17 protein-coding genes and 1 pseudogene are annotated in these 17,366 nt (G+C 71.6%); 11 read left to right on the top strand and 7 right to left on the bottom strand.

Annotated features, from left to right (window positions below; all coding sequences use genetic code 11):
* Positions 1-172: 172 nt before the first annotated feature.
* From ACWDSL_RS44145 to ACWDSL_RS44135, 3 genes are all read right to left on the bottom strand, one after another.
* Positions 173-928 carry a GNAT family N-acetyltransferase gene (locus ACWDSL_RS44145; protein ID WP_450494179.1) on the bottom strand — a complete coding sequence of 252 codons (756 nt, stop codon included), beginning with the start codon at positions 926-928 and terminating at the stop codon, positions 173-175.
* A gap of 194 nt (positions 929-1,122) precedes the next feature.
* Positions 1,123-1,776, bottom strand: a complete 654-nt coding sequence (locus ACWDSL_RS44140; RefSeq protein WP_450494178.1) for a peptide deformylase — start codon at positions 1,774-1,776, stop codon at positions 1,123-1,125.
* Positions 1,777-2,029: 253 nt separating this feature from the next.
* Complete coding sequence (locus ACWDSL_RS44135; RefSeq protein ID WP_450494176.1) at positions 2,030-3,538, bottom strand: aminopeptidase P family protein; 1,509 nt, start codon at positions 3,536-3,538, stop codon at positions 2,030-2,032.
* Positions 3,539-3,881: 343 nt separating this feature from the next.
* Here ACWDSL_RS44135 and ACWDSL_RS44130 point away from each other — a divergent pair, with 343 nt between their 5' ends.
* From ACWDSL_RS44130 to ACWDSL_RS44100, 7 genes and pseudogenes are all read left to right on the top strand, one after another.
* A complete protein-coding gene (locus ACWDSL_RS44130; protein ID WP_450494175.1) occupies positions 3,882-5,009 on the top strand; it encodes an MFS transporter in 1,128 nt (375 codons plus the stop codon).
* Between the two features lie 35 nt (positions 5,010-5,044).
* Positions 5,045-5,911 (top strand): cupin-like domain-containing protein, encoded by an 867-nt coding sequence (locus tag ACWDSL_RS44125; RefSeq protein ID WP_450494173.1) that lies wholly within the window; start codon positions 5,045-5,047, stop codon positions 5,909-5,911.
* Complete coding sequence (locus ACWDSL_RS44120; protein WP_450494171.1) at positions 5,908-7,185, top strand: 8-amino-7-oxononanoate synthase family protein; 1,278 nt, start codon at positions 5,908-5,910, stop codon at positions 7,183-7,185. The genes ACWDSL_RS44125 and ACWDSL_RS44120 overlap by 4 nt, the downstream gene beginning before the upstream one ends.
* Complete coding sequence (locus ACWDSL_RS44115; RefSeq protein ID WP_450494169.1) at positions 7,182-8,111, top strand: HpcH/HpaI aldolase/citrate lyase family protein; 930 nt, start codon at positions 7,182-7,184, stop codon at positions 8,109-8,111. Before ACWDSL_RS44120 ends, ACWDSL_RS44115 begins: the two co-directional genes overlap by 4 nt.
* On the top strand, positions 8,098-9,024 hold the full coding sequence (locus ACWDSL_RS44110) for an acetaldehyde dehydrogenase (acetylating) (RefSeq protein ID WP_450494167.1): 927 nt from the start codon (positions 8,098-8,100) through the stop codon (positions 9,022-9,024). Before ACWDSL_RS44115 ends, ACWDSL_RS44110 begins: the two co-directional genes overlap by 14 nt.
* Positions 9,025-9,029: 5 nt before the next feature.
* A pseudogene (gene dmpG, locus ACWDSL_RS44105) lies at positions 9,030-10,040 on the top strand (4-hydroxy-2-oxovalerate aldolase); the annotation flags it as partial.
* Positions 10,037-11,059 (top strand): ornithine cyclodeaminase family protein, encoded by a 1,023-nt coding sequence (locus ACWDSL_RS44100; protein ID WP_450494166.1) that lies wholly within the window; start codon positions 10,037-10,039, stop codon positions 11,057-11,059. The pseudogene dmpG and the gene ACWDSL_RS44100, both read left to right, overlap by 4 nt.
* Before the next feature lies 1 nt (position 11,060).
* Here the strand turns inward: ACWDSL_RS44100 and ACWDSL_RS44095 are convergent, their stop codons facing one another.
* Positions 11,061-11,552: a MaoC family dehydratase gene (locus ACWDSL_RS44095; RefSeq protein WP_450494164.1), complete on the bottom strand. Its 492-nt coding sequence runs from the start codon at positions 11,550-11,552 to the stop codon at positions 11,061-11,063.
* Between the two features lie 95 nt (positions 11,553-11,647).
* On the opposite strand from ACWDSL_RS44095, the gene ACWDSL_RS44090 reads away from it, so the two are divergent.
* Positions 11,648-13,012, top strand: a complete 1,365-nt coding sequence (locus tag ACWDSL_RS44090; protein ID WP_450494162.1) for a hypothetical protein — start codon at positions 11,648-11,650, stop codon at positions 13,010-13,012.
* A gap of 31 nt (positions 13,013-13,043) precedes the next feature.
* Here ACWDSL_RS44090 and ACWDSL_RS44085 read toward each other — a convergent pair whose 3' ends face one another.
* Positions 13,044-13,643 (bottom strand): helix-turn-helix domain-containing protein, encoded by a 600-nt coding sequence (locus ACWDSL_RS44085; RefSeq protein ID WP_450494161.1) that lies wholly within the window; start codon positions 13,641-13,643, stop codon positions 13,044-13,046.
* Positions 13,644-13,730: 87 nt separating this feature from the next.
* Between ACWDSL_RS44085 and ACWDSL_RS44080 the strand changes: the two genes are divergently transcribed.
* A complete protein-coding gene (locus ACWDSL_RS44080) occupies positions 13,731-14,264 on the top strand; it encodes a GNAT family N-acetyltransferase (protein ID WP_450494160.1) in 534 nt (177 codons plus the stop codon).
* Positions 14,265-14,274: 10 nt separating this feature from the next.
* Here the strand turns inward: ACWDSL_RS44080 and ACWDSL_RS44075 are convergent, their stop codons facing one another.
* On the bottom strand, positions 14,275-15,261 hold the full coding sequence (locus ACWDSL_RS44075) for a glycosyltransferase (protein ID WP_450494158.1): 987 nt from the start codon (positions 15,259-15,261) through the stop codon (positions 14,275-14,277).
* A gap of 4 nt (positions 15,262-15,265) precedes the next feature.
* Positions 15,266-15,730: a DUF2267 domain-containing protein gene (locus tag ACWDSL_RS44070; protein WP_450494156.1), complete on the bottom strand. Its 465-nt coding sequence runs from the start codon at positions 15,728-15,730 to the stop codon at positions 15,266-15,268.
* A gap of 156 nt (positions 15,731-15,886) precedes the next feature.
* Between ACWDSL_RS44070 and ACWDSL_RS44065 the strand changes: the two genes are divergently transcribed.
* The gene (locus tag ACWDSL_RS44065; RefSeq protein ID WP_450494155.1) at positions 15,887-16,672 is read left to right on the top strand and encodes a class I SAM-dependent methyltransferase; all 786 of its coding nucleotides are present in this window, start codon (positions 15,887-15,889) and stop codon (positions 16,670-16,672) included.
* A gap of 46 nt (positions 16,673-16,718) precedes the next feature.
* A complete protein-coding gene (locus tag ACWDSL_RS44060; RefSeq protein ID WP_450494153.1) occupies positions 16,719-17,252 on the top strand; it encodes an NUDIX domain-containing protein in 534 nt (177 codons plus the stop codon).
* Positions 17,253-17,366: the final 114 nt, after the last annotated feature.

Below are 17,366 nucleotides of genomic sequence, written 5' to 3'. Positions count from 1 at the left end.
GCGAAGGACGCGGCGCGCCCGGCCACGCGCGAGGCCGGCACCCGCGCGGCGGCGTGCGCCACACAGCGGGTGGTACTACACGGTGACCAGGCGGTCCACGGGGACCCGGCGGCCCCCGTATCCCGTATGCCTCTCGGCGCCCCCGCAGGCGAGGGCGCCGGCACCGGCAGGGTCACCGGGACTCGCCCAGGAAGTAGCGCCGATAGCGGTCGTTCATCTTCTCCGTGTCGAGCAGCACGAAGAAGTCGGCGTCGTCGAAGTCCCGCTCGTGCTGCGGCGCCCCGCACATCCAGGCCCCGACCCGCAGATAGCCGCGCAGCAGCGGCGGCAGCGCGGCGTAGCCCGGCTCGGCGACCAGCGGCCGGGTGGGCATCCACGGGTCGCGCGGGAGCACCCGCACATCGGCGGGCGCGGCGTGCCGGGTGGTGCCGAGCAGCCAGGCGTCCGCGGCGGCCTGCCCGCCGTCGGCCAGCGGGACCGAGGCGCAGCCCGCGAGATAGCGGTGGCCGGACAGCAGCACATACCGGGCCAGCCCGGCCCACATCAGATTGATCACCGCGCCCGAGCGGTGGTCGGGGTGGACACAGGCCCGGCCCGCCTCGACCATCGAGAGACGTATCTCGTCCGGAAGTCCGCGCAGATCGAACTCGGTCTCCGAGTACAGCCGCTCGCTGCGCCCGGGCGGCAGCAGCCGGTAGGTGCCGACCACGGTGTCCGTCGACGTGTCCGTGACGATCAGATGGTCCATGACCTCGTCGAACTCGTCCACGTCCCGGTCGCCGACGGTGTGCAGCCGGGCTCCCTTTTCCTGCCCGAAGACCTGGTAGCGCAGCCGCTGGGCGGCGTGGATCTGCTCGTCGGTGTCCGCGATCGAGGTGACGTAGGAGCGGGCGTCCGCCGGAACCGAAGTTGTCGAGAGCACATGCATTCCTGTTCTCCGTTCAGGGGAGTCGAGCACCAGCGAAGGCGTGGAATGGCTTCGCAAGTGTTGCCCCGGCACGAGAACGCGGCAGTGTCCGGACGGTGATTCGACGACTGCCGGACGATGACGAACGTGTGCCGCCACGGGCGCCACATGTGATGTCCACCCGGGCGACGCCCACGCGTCGTACCAGACGGGGTTTACCGTTCGGCCGAGCCCGGCAGCGGGAAGCCGAGCGCGCGGGCCGCGTCGGCGGGGGTGAGCTGGGACCACAGCTCGGCGACGGAGCGCGCCGAGGCGAGCGAGCGGGTCTCGGCCCGGTCGAGGTAGAGCGTGCCTTCGAGGTGGTCGGTCTCATGCTGGACGATACGCGCGGGCCACCCCGCGAACTCCTCGTCCAGCTCACGCCCCCGCTCGTCCTGGCCCCGCAGCCGGATCCGCTCGGGGCGGGCGACCACGGCCTGCCACCCGGGCACGCTGAGACAGCCCTCGAAGAACGCCGCCCGGTGGCCGGGGTCGCCCACCGGCTCGTACGAGGGGTTGACGAGCACCCGGAAGGGCAGCGGCACCCGCCCGCGCGCCTCCCGCACCTCCGCGCTCACCTCGGCCGGGTCCTCGATGACCGCGATCCGCAGCGGAACGCCGATCTGCGGGGCGGCCAGGCCGACCCCCGGGGCGGCCTGCATGGTCTCCCGCATGGCTCGCACCAGCCGGTCCAGTTGCCCGGCCGACAGCTGCCCCTCGTACGGAAGGGCGGGCCGGCGCAGAACCGGGACTCCCGCCGCGACGATCGGCAACGGAAGGGGGCCGGCGAGGAGTTCGTCGATGAGCTCGGGCAGCGGGGCGGTCAGCATGGGGACAGCCTGGCAAGGGCCGGGCCGCCGCGGCAAACCGAATGTGGTGGAAGGCTGAACAATACGGGGCCAGGGGCCGTACTCCCCGGCAGAGCCTCCGGGGAACCCACGCCTCCGGAGGCTCTCCCGGGTCGCGCCGACTCGGGCCGGCTGCCGCTCCGCGGTGACTCTCCCCGTTGTGCGCCGCGGGGCGGCAGCCTCGCACCCCGGACGCATACGGTGGGGAGTGCACCCCAGACGTCGGGGAGTGGCGTCAGCCCTTCAGGCCGGCCATCCAGGCCTCGACCTCGTCCGCCTGCCGGGGCAGGCCGGCCGACAGGTTCTCGGTGCCGTCGTCGGTGACGAGGATGTCGTCCTCGATCCGCACCCCGATACCGCGGTACTCCTCGGGCAAGGTCAGATCGTCGGGCTGGAAGTACAGCCCGGGCTCGACGGTGAGCACCATCCCGGGCTCCAGCGTGCCGCCCACGTACATCTCGGTACGGGCCGCGGCGCAGTCGTGGACGTCGAGGCCGAGCATGTGGCCGGTGCCGTGCAGGGTCCAGCGGCGCTGCATACCGAGTTCGAGGGCCTTGTCCACCGACAGGTCGCCGAGCAGGCCCCAGTCCACCAGGCGCTCGGTGAGCACCCGCTGGGCCGCCTCGTGGAAGTCGCGGTAGCCGGCGCCGGGCTTGACAGCGGCGATTCCGGCCTCCTGCGCGTCGTACACCGCGTCGTAGATCTTGCGCTGGATCGGGGTGAAGCGGCCGTCGATGGGCAGGGTGCGGGTCACATCCGCGGTGTAGAGGTTGCGGGTCTCCACGCCCGCATCGAGCAGCAGCAGTTCACCGGGGCGCACCGGGCCGTCGTTGCGCACCCAGTGGAGCGTGGTGGCGTGCGGGCCGGCGGCGCAGATGGAGGCGTAGCCGACGGCGTTGCCCTCGACGCGGGCGCGTAGGAAGAACGTGCCCTCGATATAGCGCTCGGAGGTGGCCTCGGCCGCTTCGAGGACCTTGACCACATCCTCGAAGCCGCGCGCGGTGGCCTCGCAGGCGAAGCGCAGCTCGGCGATCTCGAACTCGTCCTTCACCCGGCGCATCTCGGAGAGGAAGCCGCGGAACTCCTCGTCGCGCTCGGCGGTCACCTTGTCGTGCAACGCGCCCTCGACACCGGCGTCGTAGCCGCGCAGCACCCGGACCGGGCCGGTGGCCTCCTTCAGCCAGTCGGCCAGCTTACGGACGTCCTCGCAGGGCAGGCCGAGAAGCTTCTCGTTCTCGGTGAGGCTGTTGCGCCGGCCGTCCCACAGCTCGCCCTGCGCCGAGAGCCAGAACTCGCCGTTCTCACGGTCGGAGCGGGGCAGCAGATACGCGGTGGCCGCATGGCCGCCCTCGCTCCGGGGCTCCAGCACCAGAACGCCGTCAGCGCATTCAGCGGGCCGGTCGCCGGTCAGATGGACGTAGTCGGAGGAGGGGCGGAAGGGGTAGTCCGTGTCGTTGGCACGGACCTTCAGTCGGCCGGCCGGAATCACCAGGCGCTCGCCGGGGAAGCGGGCGGAGAGCGCGGCGCGGCGGCGGGCGGTGTGCGCGGCCTGGGGGATGGGTTCGAGGTCGTGCCGCTCGGTGTCGGCCCAGCCCTGCTTCATGTTCTCGGCGAGCTCGTCGCTCACGCCTCGCCCCAGGCCGTTCTTGCGCTGGCGTAAGGTCTCGGACTGCTCGCCCTCCGGGCCCTCCGGGGCCTGGAGCTCCCGCTCGGGCTCCTGGCTCTCGGACGTCCGCTCGGTCACGACTGCCTCCTCGGTCGAATCGGTTACGGCCGCCTCCCCATGGCCAACCGGGTGACGGCCCGCCTATTATGACGATTCGCTGTATTGAGCGGGCGGAACGGGGGAACAGGGATCGACACGGCCGGTGCGGAACAATTCGTTCCTGAACCGGTTGCGTTCCTTGAGTTTTCCGGATCGAGATCGTCAGTAATTTTCGGAATGGCCGTTTCACACTGACGGGGGCAGGGTGTCCGAAGGCACAGCGAGCTTGAATTCCGGGCTCGGGTCCTATTTCCGATTGCTACGGGCGCCCGGCGCCGCCGCGCTGGCGTTCTGGGGGATGGTCGGTCGATTCCCCATCGCCATGCGGTCCCTGAGCTGCGTGATGCTGATCTCCTCGGTCACCGGGTCACTGGCGGACGCCGGGACGGTGGCCGCGGCCATGCTCGTCTCGCAGGGCGTGGCCAGCCCGGTGCTGGGGCGGCTGGCCGACCGGCTCAGCCAGCGGCGGGTGCTGCTCACCGCGTGCCTGGCGCATGCGGTGGGGATGGGCGTGCTGCTGGTGTCGATCCTGCTGGAGGCCCCGCTGTGGCTGCTGATCGTCCCGGCGGTGGCCACCGGATGCGCCTCGGTCTCGTTCACCTCGTTCATGCGAGCGCGGTGGGCGGCGATGGCCGACCGGGGAGCGCTGCGGACGGCCTACGCCCTGGAATCCATGCTGGACGAGACGATTTTCCTGCTGGGGCCGCTGCTGGCCACCGTCCTGGCCTCGGCGGTGCACCCGGCCGCGGGCCTGATCGCCTGCGCGGTCCTGACCTTGACCGGCTCCATCGCCCTGGCGCTGCACCGCCAGTCCGAGCCGGTGCCCGAGCCGACCTCGGGCCGCGGCCCCGAGCGGGCGATCGCGGTGCCCGGGGTGCGGGTGCTGATGGTCTCCTACGCGGGGATGGGATTTCTGCTCGGCGCGGTCGACGTCACGATGATCGCGTTCGCCCAGGAGCGGTCGCACTCCGGTCTCGCCGGGGTGTTCCTGTCGCTGACGGCGGTGGGCAGCCTGATCGCCGGGGCGGTCTACGGGGCGGTGAACTGGCGGCTGTCACAGGCGCGGCTGCTCTCGATCACCACCTCCGTGCTGACGCTCGGCGTGATCCCCCTGGCCTTCGCGGACTCCTTACTGGTGATGGGCCTGCTCGCCGTCGTCGCGGGTGTGGCGATCTCCCCGGGGCTGATCGCGGGCAGCACACTGCTGGAGTCGCTGGCCCCCAAGGGCTCCTTGTCGGAGGGGTTCTCGTGGCTCACCAGCGCCGGTGCCCTCGGCATCGCCCTGGGCACGGCCGTGGGCGGGCGGCTGGCCGATCCGGGCGGCTTCGAGCAGGCGGCGTGGGCGGCGGTCGGCGGCGGAATCCTCGCCATGGGGCTGAGCCTCGCAGGACAGCCGGCCCTCCTGAGGACAAGGCCGGCTCCGGAAGCGGCTTCGGGAACCACCGTTTGAGAACAATGACGTTACGACAGCGTGAGGACTGAGTTGTGAGCACAGCGCATGGCGTGTCCGAGCGGAAGGGACTCGGGGGATTACCGGTTCCCCGTCTCTCGTTCGACGAGTTCATGGCCTTCGGGCGGCGGGCCCTCATCCGGGCGGATGTCCCCGTGGTGATCGATTTACCGAAAGGCGCCCGGGGCCTCGGCAGAGAAGGCGTGGCCGAGCGCCTGGGAAACATGAAGGTGACCCTGTTCACCGAGCCGAGCGACAAGCAGAATTCACGGCGGTGGACCACCAAGGAGATCCGGCTCCGCGAGTTCTTCGACGACGACCGATACCAGACCGACCCCGGCACCTGGAACCGTATCGTGTCGAACATCCGCAACAGCCCGGCCGATGTCGACGCGATCCTCGGCTTTGACGCCGGAGAACTGTTCGACTACCGACGCTCGTTGAACGCCGCCAACCTGTGGATCAGCCACCGCGGAGTGTTCACCCAAAGCCACTTCGACGAGCTGGAGAACTTCAACATAGCGCTGGAAGGCCGTAAGCGGTTCGTGCTGGCACCCCCGGGATTCCTGGAGTACTACCCGAGGTCGATCGCGCGCGGGTTCGGCGACAAGTCCCGGGCCTTCGACTTCGACGAGGTCGACCGGCGGCGCTTCCCCAAGCTCGTCTCCAAGCTGGCCGAGCGCCGGGAGCTGATCCTGGAGCCCGGACAGATGCTCTACCTCCCGCTCGGCTGGTGGCACCAGGCCGAATCGCTGGACGAGATGAACATCAACATGAACTTCTGGCTGCGCGACCCGAAGATCCTCCGCAGACCGTATGTGCTCGGCGTCGCGCTCTACACGGCCGCCTACCGCAAGCTCAAGGGCGTCTACAACTACCAGCCCGCCGAGGCGGCGTCATGAGCGGGCGCAAAACCATCGGGCGCGAAACCATCGAGCCCACGCACCGCTACCGCAACAACGACACGGCCGTCGGCGTCGGAAACGCCTTCTGGGACCTGTCCGAGCGCAACGGCCTCGCCGGGATCGTGGCCGAACTCGACGACAACAACCCCGGCGTGCTGCACACCGAGGACGGCCACGAGTTCACCAACTTCACCTGCTGCTCCTATCTGGACCTCGACTCACACCCCAAGGTCATCGAGGGCGCGGTCGCCGCGCTGCGCCGGTTCGGCGTGCTCGACCACTGCATTCCGCGCAGCCGGGTGCAGATCCCGGCGCTGCTGGAGCTGGAGGCATCGCTCGGCGAACTGTTCGGCGCCGACGTGGTGGCCGCGATCTCGGCGGGCGTGGCCAGCGCCGGACTGCTGCCGCTGATCGCCTCCGGGCATCTGGGCAATGGGATCCGACCGCTGATGGTGTTCGACAAGAACTGCCATGTGTCCATGGCCGGGGCAAAACCCGCCTGCGCCGACGAGACCGAGGTGGTCAGCTGCGGCCACCACGACCTCGGGTTCCTCGAGGACATGTGCAAGCGGTACGAGCGGGTCGCCTACGTCGTGGACGGCTCGGACAGCCTGGGCGGATACGCGCCGGTGCGGGAACTGGCGGAGTTGCAGGAGACGTACGGGCTGCTGGTGTACTACGACGACTCGCACTCCCTCTCGGCGTACGGGGAGCGCGGCATCGGCTACGTACGCACGCACTGCCCCGTGCTGGACGAGCGGACGATCACCGTCGCGACCCTGAACAAGGCTTTCGGGACCAGCGGCGCGGCCATCCTGCTCGACGGCTACCCGAAGGACACGCTGCGCGTGGTCGAGCGGTTCGCGGGTGCCCTCAGCTACTCGCAGCCGATGAACACCGCCGCGGTCGGGGCCTCGCTGGCCTCGGCGGAGATCCACCGCACCGAGGAGCTGACCGAGCTCCAGGGGCGGCTGCGGGCGAATATCGCGCTGTTCGACAGCCACATCAAGACCGAGCAGACCGGGACGGCGTTCCCGATCCGTCTCGTGCCGATGAGCGACGAGACGGTCATCGAGGCGGGCCGCCGGGTGTACCGGGCCGGGTTCTACGTTTCCCCGGTGTTCTTCCCGATCGTCCCCCGCGGTACCGCGGGCCTGCGGGTGATGCTCCGCGCGGGCCAGACCGAGGAGCAGATCCGCGGGCTGTGCGCGGCCCTGGCCGAGGCGGGCGTCCCGCAGGCGGCCCCCGTGCCGGAGGAGGGGGCCGGATGACACACACCGCCCGGGCGATCCCGCGCTCCATCCTGTACACGCCCGCGCTGTCGCTCGACCGGGTCGTGGGGGCGTGGTCCTACGACGCGGATGTGCATCTGGTCGACCTGGAGGACGCCGTTCCGCCACCGGAGAAGGCCGCGGCGCGCCGGGTGTGCCGGGCGGCGCTGGAGAAGGCGCCGGAGCCCGCGAACGCCGCCGTACGCGTCAACGAGTTGGGCACCATCGAAGCCGTGCACGACATCGTGATGCTCGCCGAATGCCCGGTCAAACCCGGCTTCATCGTGATGACGATGGTGAAGTCCGCGGTCGAGGTGGCGCTGATGCGCGACACCCTCGCCTCGGCGGGGGTCCGCCCGCAGATCTATGTGACCGTGGAGACCCCGGCCGCCGTCGCCGACGTCGACGCCATCGCGGCGGCTGCCGACGGGCTGATCCTCGGTTCGGCGGACCTGGCCGCCGCCCTGGGCATCGAGATCAGCTGGGCGGGACTGCTCGCCGCCCGCCAGGCGATGGCCCTGGCCGGCGCCCGGCACGGCACCGCCCTGATCGACACCGCCAACTTCCGGCTGGCCGAGCCGGAAACGCTGGCCGAGGAGATCGACCGGGTGCGCGAGCTGGGCTTCCACGGCAAGGTGACCGTGCACCCCAGCGAACTGGCCGCGATCAACCGGGCCCTGCGGCCCGACCCGGCCGGGCTGCGGCTGGCCCGGCGGGTGACCGAGGCCGTACGGGCGGCGGACGGCGGAATCGCGGTCCTGGACGGGAACATGGTCGGCCCGCCGTTCGCCCGGATGGCGCGCGCCACGGTGGCGCGCGGGGACGCCTGGGCCGAGCGGTTCGGCCGAGGTGGCGGCATGGGCGGCACCGGCGATGTGGGCGGCACCGGTGGCGGCGGCGAGGAGGCGGGCCATGACCGTCGCTGAGCGCGCCACCGCCGGGCCCGGCACCGTCCCGCCCATCACCGTCGCCGTCATCGGCACCGGGGTCATCGGCCGGGACCTGGTCGGCAAGATCCACCGCTCCACCGTGCTGAACTGCGGCAGGGTGGCCGGGCGCAACCCCGAGTCCGAGGGGTTACGGTACGCCGCCGAGCTCGGCTGTCCGACCACGGCGGAGGGCATCGACGCGATCCTCGCGGCCCCGCGCCCGTACGACGTGGTGTTCGACGCCACCAACGCGATGTCGCACGCCGAACACTGGCGGCTGCTCCAGCCGCTGGACACGCTGCTGATCGACCTGACCCCCAGCCGGGTCGGCCGGATGGTGGTGCCCACGGTGACCGGGACCCGCCCGCCGGCCGAGCGCAACGTCAGCCTCATCAGCTGCGGCGGACAGGCGTCGATTCCGATCGCCCACGCCCTCGCCCAGCGGTTCGAGGTGGCGTACCTCGAGGCCGTCTCCACCGTGGCCGGCACCATCGCGGGCCGGGCCACCCGGCTCAACCTCGACGAGTACATCGCCACCACCCAGCACGCCCTCACCACGCTCGCAGGCGTGCCCGACACCAAGGCGATCCTCAACATCAGCCCGGCCGTGCCCCCGGCCACCTTCCGGACCGCCGTCCACGCGATCGTCCCCGGGGCCGACGCCGAGGCGGTGCGCGCCCTGGTCGACGCCGCCGCCGAGCGGGTGCGGGCGCATCAGCCCGGGTACGAGGTCATCGCCTGCACGGTGACCGGCGACCGGGTCGTGGTCTCCCTGGAGGTCACCGCGGACAGCGACGTACTGCCCCGGTACGCCGGAAACCTGGACATCATCAACTCGGCCGCCATCCTGGTCGCCGAGCAGCACGCGGCCCGGCTCGCCCCGGCCGGCAGGACGGCGGTGGGCCGATGAGGTCCGTGGTGATGTACGACCCCACCTTGCGCGACGGCCAGCACGCGGTGCGGCATCAACTCGGCGTGGCGGCGTTGCGGGGGTACGCCGAGGCGGCCGACGCGGCCGGGATCCCGGTGGTGGAGGTGGGCCACGGCAATGGCCTGGGCGCTTCCTCCCTCCAGGTGGGGCGGGCCGCCGTCAGCGACGACGAGATGCTGTCGACCGTGCGGGAAGCCCTGCGGCACAGCAAAATGGGGGTGTTCATGCTGCCCGGCTGGGGCACCTCCGACGATCTGCGCAAGGCGGTGGCGCACGGCGCCGATGTGATCCGTATCGGTGTGCACTGCACCGAGACCTCGCTGGCCGAGCGCCACCTCGGGCTGCTGGCGGAGCAGGGCGCGGAGGCGCACTGCGTGCTGATGATGAGCCATATGGCCACCCCCGCCGAACTCGCCGAGCACGCCACGCGCGCGGTCGGGTACGGGGCACGGGCGGTGGGCATCATGGACTCCGCGGGCCACTTTCTGCCGCAGGACGTCACCGACCGGATCGGCGCGATGGTCGAGGCCGTCGGGCCGTCGGGCGTACCGGTGATCTTCCATGGCCACAACAACCTCGGCATGGCCGTCGCCAACTCCGTGGCCGCCGCCGAGGCGGGGGCCGGGATCATCGACGGCTGCGCGCGCGGCTTCGGCGCCGGGGCGGGGAACACCCAGCTCGAGGTGGTGGTCCCGGTGCTGGAGCGCACCGGATTCGCCACCGGCATCGATCTGTACGCGCTGCTCGACGCCGCCGAGTTCGCCGAGCGGGAGCTGATGCCCACGCCGCCGATCACCGGCTCGCTGTCCATCGTCAGCGGTCTGGCCGGGGTGTTCTCCGGGTTCAAACACCAGGTGCTCGACCACTCCGGGCGGGCCGGAGTCGATCCGCGCGATGTGTTCTTCGAACTCGGCAGACGGCAGGCCATCGCCGGGCAGGAGGACCTGATCGTCGATGTGGTGGCTGAGCTGAGCACCCGGAAGGCCACCCCATGAGTGGGCCGGTGACCATTGGCGCGCAGGATATGGCGGGCCGGGACCGGTTGGTGCGGGTGATCGACGCGCTGGCCGAAGTGTTCGCCGATCTGTCGGCGGGCCGGACGCGATCCCCGGCCCGCACGATCATTGAGCACGGCGCACACGACTCGTACGGCGGTGTGCACGGTCCGCGGCGGCAGTTGCTGGCCGGTACGGCGGTGTGGGAGCGGCGCGGGGTGGGCAGCGTCAAGATCACCACGCTCACCCCGGACAACCCGGACCGTGGACTGCCGCTGATCCACGGCGTGGTGGTGCTGACCGACCTGGACACCGGGCGGATCACCGCGCTGCTGGACGGCGCCGAGCTGACCGCCGTCCGGACCGGTGCGGTGGCCGGCCTGGCGACCCGCCTCTGCGCGCCTGAGGACGCCGAGGTCCTGGCCGTCCTCGGCGCCGGGGTGCAGGCGCGGGCGCTGGTGCGGGCCGTGTCCGCCGTACGCCCGATCCGCTCGGTCCGGGTGTTCTCCCGCACCCGGGCCCGTACGGAGACGTTCGCGGAGTGGATCCGCGCCACAGCGGGCCACCCGGACCTCCCTGGCCACCCGGTTGAGGTTTCGGTGTGCGACACCGCACGAGACGCCGTCGCCGACGCCGCCGTCATCTGCACGGCAACCTCGACCGACGACCGGACACCGCTGGTGGCGGCCGACTGGGTGACCCCCGGGGCACATATCAACGTGATCGGCGGCACCCACGAGGATGCGATCGAGGTCGACCCGGCGCTGCTCGCGTCCGCGTTCGTCGTCGTGGAGGAGCGGGCCGCCGCGCTCGAGGACGCGGGCGAGGTGCGGGCCGCGCTTGCCGATGGGCTGATCGGAGTGGCCGAACTGCATGAACTGGGCGCGCTGGTGACCGGAGTGACCGGGGCGAGTGCGGCGGACGGCCGGACCTCGGTGTTCCGCGGGGTGGGCATGGCCATCGAGGACACCGCCGCCGCGGCCGCGCTCCACGAGGCCGCCGGCGGGAAGCCGGGGTGAGTCAGTCCGCCTCGCGGCAGCGCACCATGAAGGACCGCTCGAAGACGATGACGGTCTCCCCGGTCGACTTGGCGCCGGTGGTCTCCACCGTGATGATCCCCTGCCCCGGCCGGGACCTGGACCGCCGCTTGCCGAGGATCCGGCTGGTCGCGTAGAGCGTGTCGCCGACGAACACCGGCTCCTTCAAGCGGACCTTGTCCCAGCCGAGGTTGGCCACCGCCCGCGCGGACAGCGCCTGCACGGTCATACCACCGACCAGACACAGCGTGATCCCGCTGTTGACCAGCACTCGCCCGTACTCGGCGCCCTCCCCGTAGGTCCGGTCGAAGTGCAGCGGGTGCTGGTTCATGGTCAGCAGGGTCAGCCAGGTGTTGTCGGTCTCGGTGATGGTCCGGCCCGGCCAGTGCCTGATCACCATGCCGGGCTCGAAGTCCTCGTAGTCCCCACCGTGCTCTTCGACGTACTCGTTGTCCCGGACCCGGCGCAGCGTCATGCCACCAAGGGTAACCGCGCCGACTATGCTGACGTTCGGCCAATTCGCGGTTGGCAAAGGCGAATTGAGATCGTCTGGGATTCGGGGGAAGCCGGATGGGCGCGCTCGAGGACATCGGCACACCGGGGGCGTCGGGACACCCGTGGTTCGGCCGCCACCGGCTGAAGCCCGCCGCGTCCGCGGACACCATCCGGGAGATGCTGCGCACCGAGATCCGGGACACCGGCTGGCCGTATCAGCCACTGCTGCCCGCCGCCCCGATCGCGCTGCCGCGCGCGTCGTACGCCGAGTTGTTCCGCGCCACCGCCGCGCTGCTCGACCTGGTGCGCCGTACCGCCCTGGAGTCCGCGCCCACCACGGACGGCAGGCTGGCGGCGTACCGCATGCCGGCGAGCGAACACCAGCTGTTCGTGGCCGACCAGTTCGTCGAGGAGCGCTACGCGGACTGTGTGACCCGGCCGGACATCGTGATCGGGCCGGACGGGCCGCGTTTTCTGGAGTTCAATGTCAGCGGCGCGCTCGGCGGCCCGGTGGAGACACACTGCCGCCTGGAAGTGTGGCGCAAGCTCTACGCCGATGACGCGGGCCGGGTGCCGTTCGGCTATCAGGACCCGTTCGCCGTGCGCGCCGAGATGTTCCGGGCGCTGTGTGCGGAGCTGGCCGTGGCGCCCCGGGTGGCCCTGGTGGGCAGCGCCCGCGACCAGGGGGTGGAGTCCACCCGGTACTTCGATGTGGAGGCGGACTACTTCAACAGCCATGGCCTGACGGCACGTTTCTTCGAGCCCGAGGATCTGAACTCGGCATGGGACTGTCCGCTGCGGCTGCGCTATCCGCTGGGGCTGCGGAACTTCACCATCCCGGACTGGGTCGAGCTGGGCATCGACACCGCGCCCGTACAGGCCGCGCTGGACCACGGCTGTCTGCTGGTGGGGACCCAGACCTCCACGTTTCTGTCCAGCAAGCTGACCATGGGCCTGCTGTCGGAGGGGCGGCCGTGGATGAGCGCGGCGGAGCGGGCCCTGGTCGACCGGTATCTGCCGTGGACCCGGGTCCTGTCCCACCGCTGGACGAACCGGGGCGGGCGGAAGGTCGACCTCGTCCCCTTCGCCGTGGACAATCGCGAGCTGCTGGTGCTCAAGGAGAGCATCGGGATGAGCGGCAAACAGGTCGTCATCGGCCGGGAGACCGGCCAGGCGGAGTGGGAGGCGGCGGTGGCCGCGGCCGCCGGGACGGGCACCAGCGTGGTGCAGGAATACGTGGCGCCGCGCGGCTGCCGGCTGGCGATGGTCGCCGACGGCGCCGAAGAGCCGCATGACGTCGAGGTGGCCCCGGTGTTCGGGCCGCTGCTGTTCGGCGGGCGTCCGGCGGGCATGTTCTCCCGGTTCTTCGGCGATGGCACCGCCGGGATCGTCAGTGTCCTGGGCACCAACAGCTCCGACGACTGCGTGGTCGCTGTCTAGGCGCGTGGCCGCGCCCATGCCCATGCCGCCCTCAGCTGCCCGAGGGGCGGGCCCGTACGTGCATCCGCTCGCCCTGCGTCCCGAAGATGCTCAGCACCTCGACGGGCTGGTCTCCCGCGGCGGCGAAGCCGTGGGGTACGCGGGTGTCGAACTCGGCGGCCTCGCCCGCGGTCAGGACGAGGTCGTGCTCGCCCAGCGCGAGCCGCAGCCGGCCGGAGAGCACATACAGCCACTCGTACCCTTCGTGCACCTTCTGCTCGAGCCGAGTGCCCTCGGGCTCGGGCGGCTGCCCGGCGGGCAGGATCATCTTGTAGGCGTGCAACCCGCCGAGATGGCGGGTCAGCGGTACGAAGACCCTTCCGTGCCGGGTGAAGGGCCGGGGATGGACGCGAGGATCACCGGTGGCGGGCGCGCCGACCAACTCGTCCAGCGGTACCTGATAGGCCTTGGCCAGGGGCAGCAACAACTCCAGGGTCGGCTTGCGCTGCCCCGACTCCAGGCGCGACAGAGTGCTCACGGAGATCCCGGTCATCTCGCTCAGCTGGGACAGCGTGGCGCCACGCGCCTGGCGCAGCGACCTCAGCCGCGGCCCGACACCCGTCAGCACATGCGAGAAATCCTCATCCGTCACCCTCCTATTTGCCGGTCCGGCAACCGGCTTTGTCAAGTCGCCGAAATCTCGCTGCGCCGCCCGCCCACCGGATGTGACGATGGCGTTATGGCCGATATACGCACCGCACACACCTGTGACCTGGATCCCGCCACCCTCAAGGCGGCCCGCGCCCTGCTCGACGACGTTTTCGAGGGCGATATGAGCGACCACGACTGGGAGCACGCCCTCGGCGGCATCCACGCCCTGGCCTGGGAGGACGGCGAGCTGATCGGCCATGCGTCGGTGGTGCAGCGGCGGCTGCTGCACGGCGGGCGGGCGCTGCGCGCGGGCTATGTGGAGGGCGTCGGGGTACGGGCGGACCGGCGCGGCCGCGGACACGGCGCGGCCATGATGGCGGCGCTGGAGCGGGTGGTGCGCGGCGCCTACGACCTCGGTGCGCTGGGCGCCGCCGACGAGGCGGCGGACTTCTACGCGGCGCGCGGCTGGCAGCGGTGGCAGGGGCCCACCTCGGCGCTCACCCCGGAGGGCGTCCGGCGCACCGCGGAGGAGGACGGCGGAATCTTCGTCCTGTCGGCCGCGGTCCCCCTGGACGTGTCCGCCGAGCTGATCTGCGACTGGCGCGACGGCGACGTCTGGTAAGCGGGCCTGTTCAGCGGGTCACCTCCGCCAGCAGCTGCTCCCAGTCGTCCTGGAAGCGCCCCAGCCCGTACCGCTCGAGCGCCGCGCGGCGGGCCCGCGCCCCGTCCTCGGCCGCCGCGCCCGGCTCCCGCAGATAGGTCCGCGCGGCGCGGGCGAGGACATCGGGGCGGGTGGAGAGCACACCGGCCCCCTCGGGCACCGCCTCGACCGCCTCGGTGGTGGCCAGGCCGACGACGGGCATGCCCAGATGCATGGCCTCCAGGAGGGACAGCCCCAGCGAGGTCCAGCGCACGGGGTGCAGATACAGACGGCGGCGCGCCATCTCGGCGTGCAGCCGGCCCTGCGGCAGCGCCGCGCGGCGCAGCCGGTCCCCGGACAGGCCCAGATACGCGGCGAGTCCTTCCGTACGCACGCCGAAGACGTCCAGCGGCGCGGCCCGGCTCAGCGCGGGCAGCAGATCGGTGCCGGTGGCGCGGCCGCGCGGGACCGGGTCGTCGACGACGACCGCGGCGCGGTCCAGCTCCCCGGTGTACAGCTGGCCCGGGTCGACGACGCCGTGTTCGACGACGGTGGTGGGGGCGGTGCCGCTGTCCCAGAAGAGCTGGTTGAAGTGGGTGACGTGCACCAGGGTCACACCGCGCAGGTCGTCCCGGTCGGCGCAGGGGTGGCGGGTGAGGGGGACGTGTCCGTCCGGCGTGTTGTGCTCCACGTAGACGGCGGGCAGATCGCGCCCGGGGCGGCGTCCGCCCAGCCAGCACTCGGCGAGCGCCGCCTCGTGCGGCCGCTGGAGGACCACGAGGTCGACCGGGGCGTCCCGCAGCAGCATGGGGCTCAGCTCGGTGACCGAGGCGGGCCAGGTGAACGTGCTGCCGCGGCCGCGGCCGCGGCCGAGGCCGTCGGGCCCGCGGTCGGGCAGGGCCGGCAGCAGATAGCGGTGCGGGCCTTGGACGAACGCCTTGGTCCATGAGCCGTGCACATGCCAGATCAGGATGTTCATACGCTCACCTTCCCTTCCGGCCTTCTTCGCCCCCTCGGCTTTCGAAGGCCCGCGCCTCGGGCAGCAGCTCCCGGATATCGCCCGGCAGCGCCTTGTACAGCCGCTCCATCAGCTCCGGACTCACCGCGGAGTCCAGCACCTCGAAGAACACGCTCGCCTCCCGGATCGCCTCGTCCTCCGACGTCCGGGCGCGCCAGGCGATCCGCCCCGCGAAGCCCGTGAGGTCGAACCGCTCGCCGTGGTCGCGCCGGTGGGACCGCTGTGCGGGTGAGGCCTCGTGCGACGCGGCCACCCGCCGCATGGAGTCGGCGGCCTCGGGCGGCAACTGCGCCGCCATGTGGTCGGCCAGACCGTCCGGGATCCGCTCGGCAAGCGTTTCGAGCGTGGCGCGTACCGCCCGCTCCGCCGACCGCCGGTCGGGCAGCTGTGCCAGCGCCTGGACCTGGCTCGTCAGCTCTTCGTAGCGCATGATCAGCACCCCCAGCGTCGCGCTGTCGGCATCGTCGGTCGAGTGCCCACGGCCGCCCCCGCGAACCGCCGGTGGCGGGCCGCCGTACGCCCCTTGTTAACGTCGGACGAGCCGAACACGAGGGCAGAACCGAAGAGGGAGAAGAGGGGACAGAGCATGGCCCGAGCGCCGCGCATAGAACTGGACTCACCGTTACCCGAAACGGTGGACGGCCGTCAGATCAGAGCCGTCGCCTTCCAGGCCAGCCGCCTGGAGTACGTGGACAAAACCCTGCGCAGCGTCGGCCTGACCGCGGCCGGGAGCCGGGCCCTGGTGGTGGGGAGCGGCCGCGGGCTGCTGGCCCGTGGCCTGGCCGGGCTGGGATTCGACGTTGTCGCCGTCGACCCGTCCGCCTCCGCGACGGCGATCGCGCGGGAGACGGACGAGCGGGAGACGGGCGAGGGGGAGCGAGCCGCGGTCCGGTACGAAACCGCGCCGCCGGAGGAGCTGGGTGTCGCCGATGCCGCGTACGACCTCGTCTACTACGCGGACACCTTCGAGGTCACCTCGGCCCTCGACCCGGTCCTGGCGGAGGGGGCCCGGGCGCTCGCACCGGACGGTGTGCTGATCTACGACACCGTGAACCGCACCCCGGTGTCCCGGCTGATCTACCTCATCGCCTTCCAGCGCCTGCCCATGACCCGGATCATGCCGCCCGGCCGCTACACCGCCGAGCGGCTGCGCACCCCCGCCGAGATGACGGAGGCGCTGCGCCGCCACGGGCTGCGCAACGAGGACATCTGCGACTTCAAGCCCCGTGATCCGCGCAGCTTGGTCAAGGCCACCATGGACCGTCGCCGCGGGCGGATCACCGACGAGGAGATCCCGCCCATCGTCGACTTCGTCCTGGCCCCCGACACCCGGCCCCAGGTCACCTATCTCGGCTACGCCCGCAAGGTGTGATGGGCCACGGCGGCGGACCGGGCGGGCGCAGCGCACACTGGGCACCGTGACGGCAAAACGAAGCGCCGGAATCCTGCTGTTCCGCGGGGCGGAGGCGACGGGAGCGGAGGCGGAGGCGGCGGACCCGGCGTCGGCGGACCGGGCAGGGACCGGCCCGGTCTCCGTCCCGCAGGTCCTTCTCGCCCACATGGGCGGGCCTTTCTGGGCGCGCAAGGACGAGCGCGCGTGGTCCATCCCCAAGGGCGAGTACGAACCGGACGAGACCCCGGAGGCCGCGGCGCGCCGGGAGTTCCAGGAGGAGCTGGGCCTGCCGCCGCCCCCGGGCGACCTCCTTCCGCTCGGCTCCGTCCAGCAGACCGGGGGCAAGGTCGTGACGGTCTGGGCGCTGGCGGCAGATCTCGATCCGCGGCAGATCACCCCGGGCACATTCGAGATGGAGTGGCCCAGGGGGTCCGGGCGGCTTCAGGCCTTCCCCGAGATCGACCGGGTGGCCTGGCTGGATCTCGCGCAGGCGCGCACGAAGATCGTGGCCAAGCAGGGGATCTTCCTCGACCGCCTTGAGGAGCGGCTGCGCGGCTGAGCCCGCGGATGTGCGCCGCTGGGCAGTGATGATGTTTCTGGTTGTGGCGGGGAGTCTGACTCTCCGTTGGGCCGACGCCTTCAGGGGCTGTCTTGATGCCGATGTGTCGGCTTT

It is taken from the genome of Streptomyces sp. NPDC000941 (assembly GCF_053599555.1).
This window is presented reverse-complemented; position numbering and strand designations above follow the sequence as displayed.

Coding starts and splice junctions, on each gene's coding strand:
- ACWDSL_RS44145 (WP_450494179.1), bottom strand. CDS start 928: ATGCATGTGCTCTCGACAACTTCGGTTCCGGCGGACGCCCGCTCCTAC.
- ACWDSL_RS44140 (WP_450494178.1), bottom strand. CDS start 1,776: ATGCTGACCGCCCCGCTGCCCGAGCTCATCGACGAACTCCTCGCCGGC.
- ACWDSL_RS44130 (WP_450494175.1), top strand. CDS start 3,882: ATGCGGTCCCTGAGCTGCGTGATGCTGATCTCCTCGGTCACCGGGTCA.
- ACWDSL_RS44120 (WP_450494171.1), top strand. CDS start 5,908: ATGAGCGGGCGCAAAACCATCGGGCGCGAAACCATCGAGCCCACGCAC.
- ACWDSL_RS44115 (WP_450494169.1), top strand. CDS start 7,182: ATGACACACACCGCCCGGGCGATCCCGCGCTCCATCCTGTACACGCCC.
- ACWDSL_RS44110 (WP_450494167.1), top strand. CDS start 8,098: ATGACCGTCGCTGAGCGCGCCACCGCCGGGCCCGGCACCGTCCCGCCC.
- ACWDSL_RS44100 (WP_450494166.1), top strand. CDS start 10,037: ATGAGTGGGCCGGTGACCATTGGCGCGCAGGATATGGCGGGCCGGGAC.
- ACWDSL_RS44095 (WP_450494164.1), bottom strand. CDS start 11,552: ATGACGCTGCGCCGGGTCCGGGACAACGAGTACGTCGAAGAGCACGGT.
- ACWDSL_RS44090 (WP_450494162.1), top strand. CDS start 11,648: ATGGGCGCGCTCGAGGACATCGGCACACCGGGGGCGTCGGGACACCCG.
- ACWDSL_RS44080 (WP_450494160.1), top strand. CDS start 13,731: ATGGCCGATATACGCACCGCACACACCTGTGACCTGGATCCCGCCACC.
- ACWDSL_RS44075 (WP_450494158.1), bottom strand. CDS start 15,261: ATGAACATCCTGATCTGGCATGTGCACGGCTCATGGACCAAGGCGTTC.
- ACWDSL_RS44070 (WP_450494156.1), bottom strand. CDS start 15,730: ATGCGCTACGAAGAGCTGACGAGCCAGGTCCAGGCGCTGGCACAGCTG.
- ACWDSL_RS44065 (WP_450494155.1), top strand. CDS start 15,887: ATGGCCCGAGCGCCGCGCATAGAACTGGACTCACCGTTACCCGAAACG.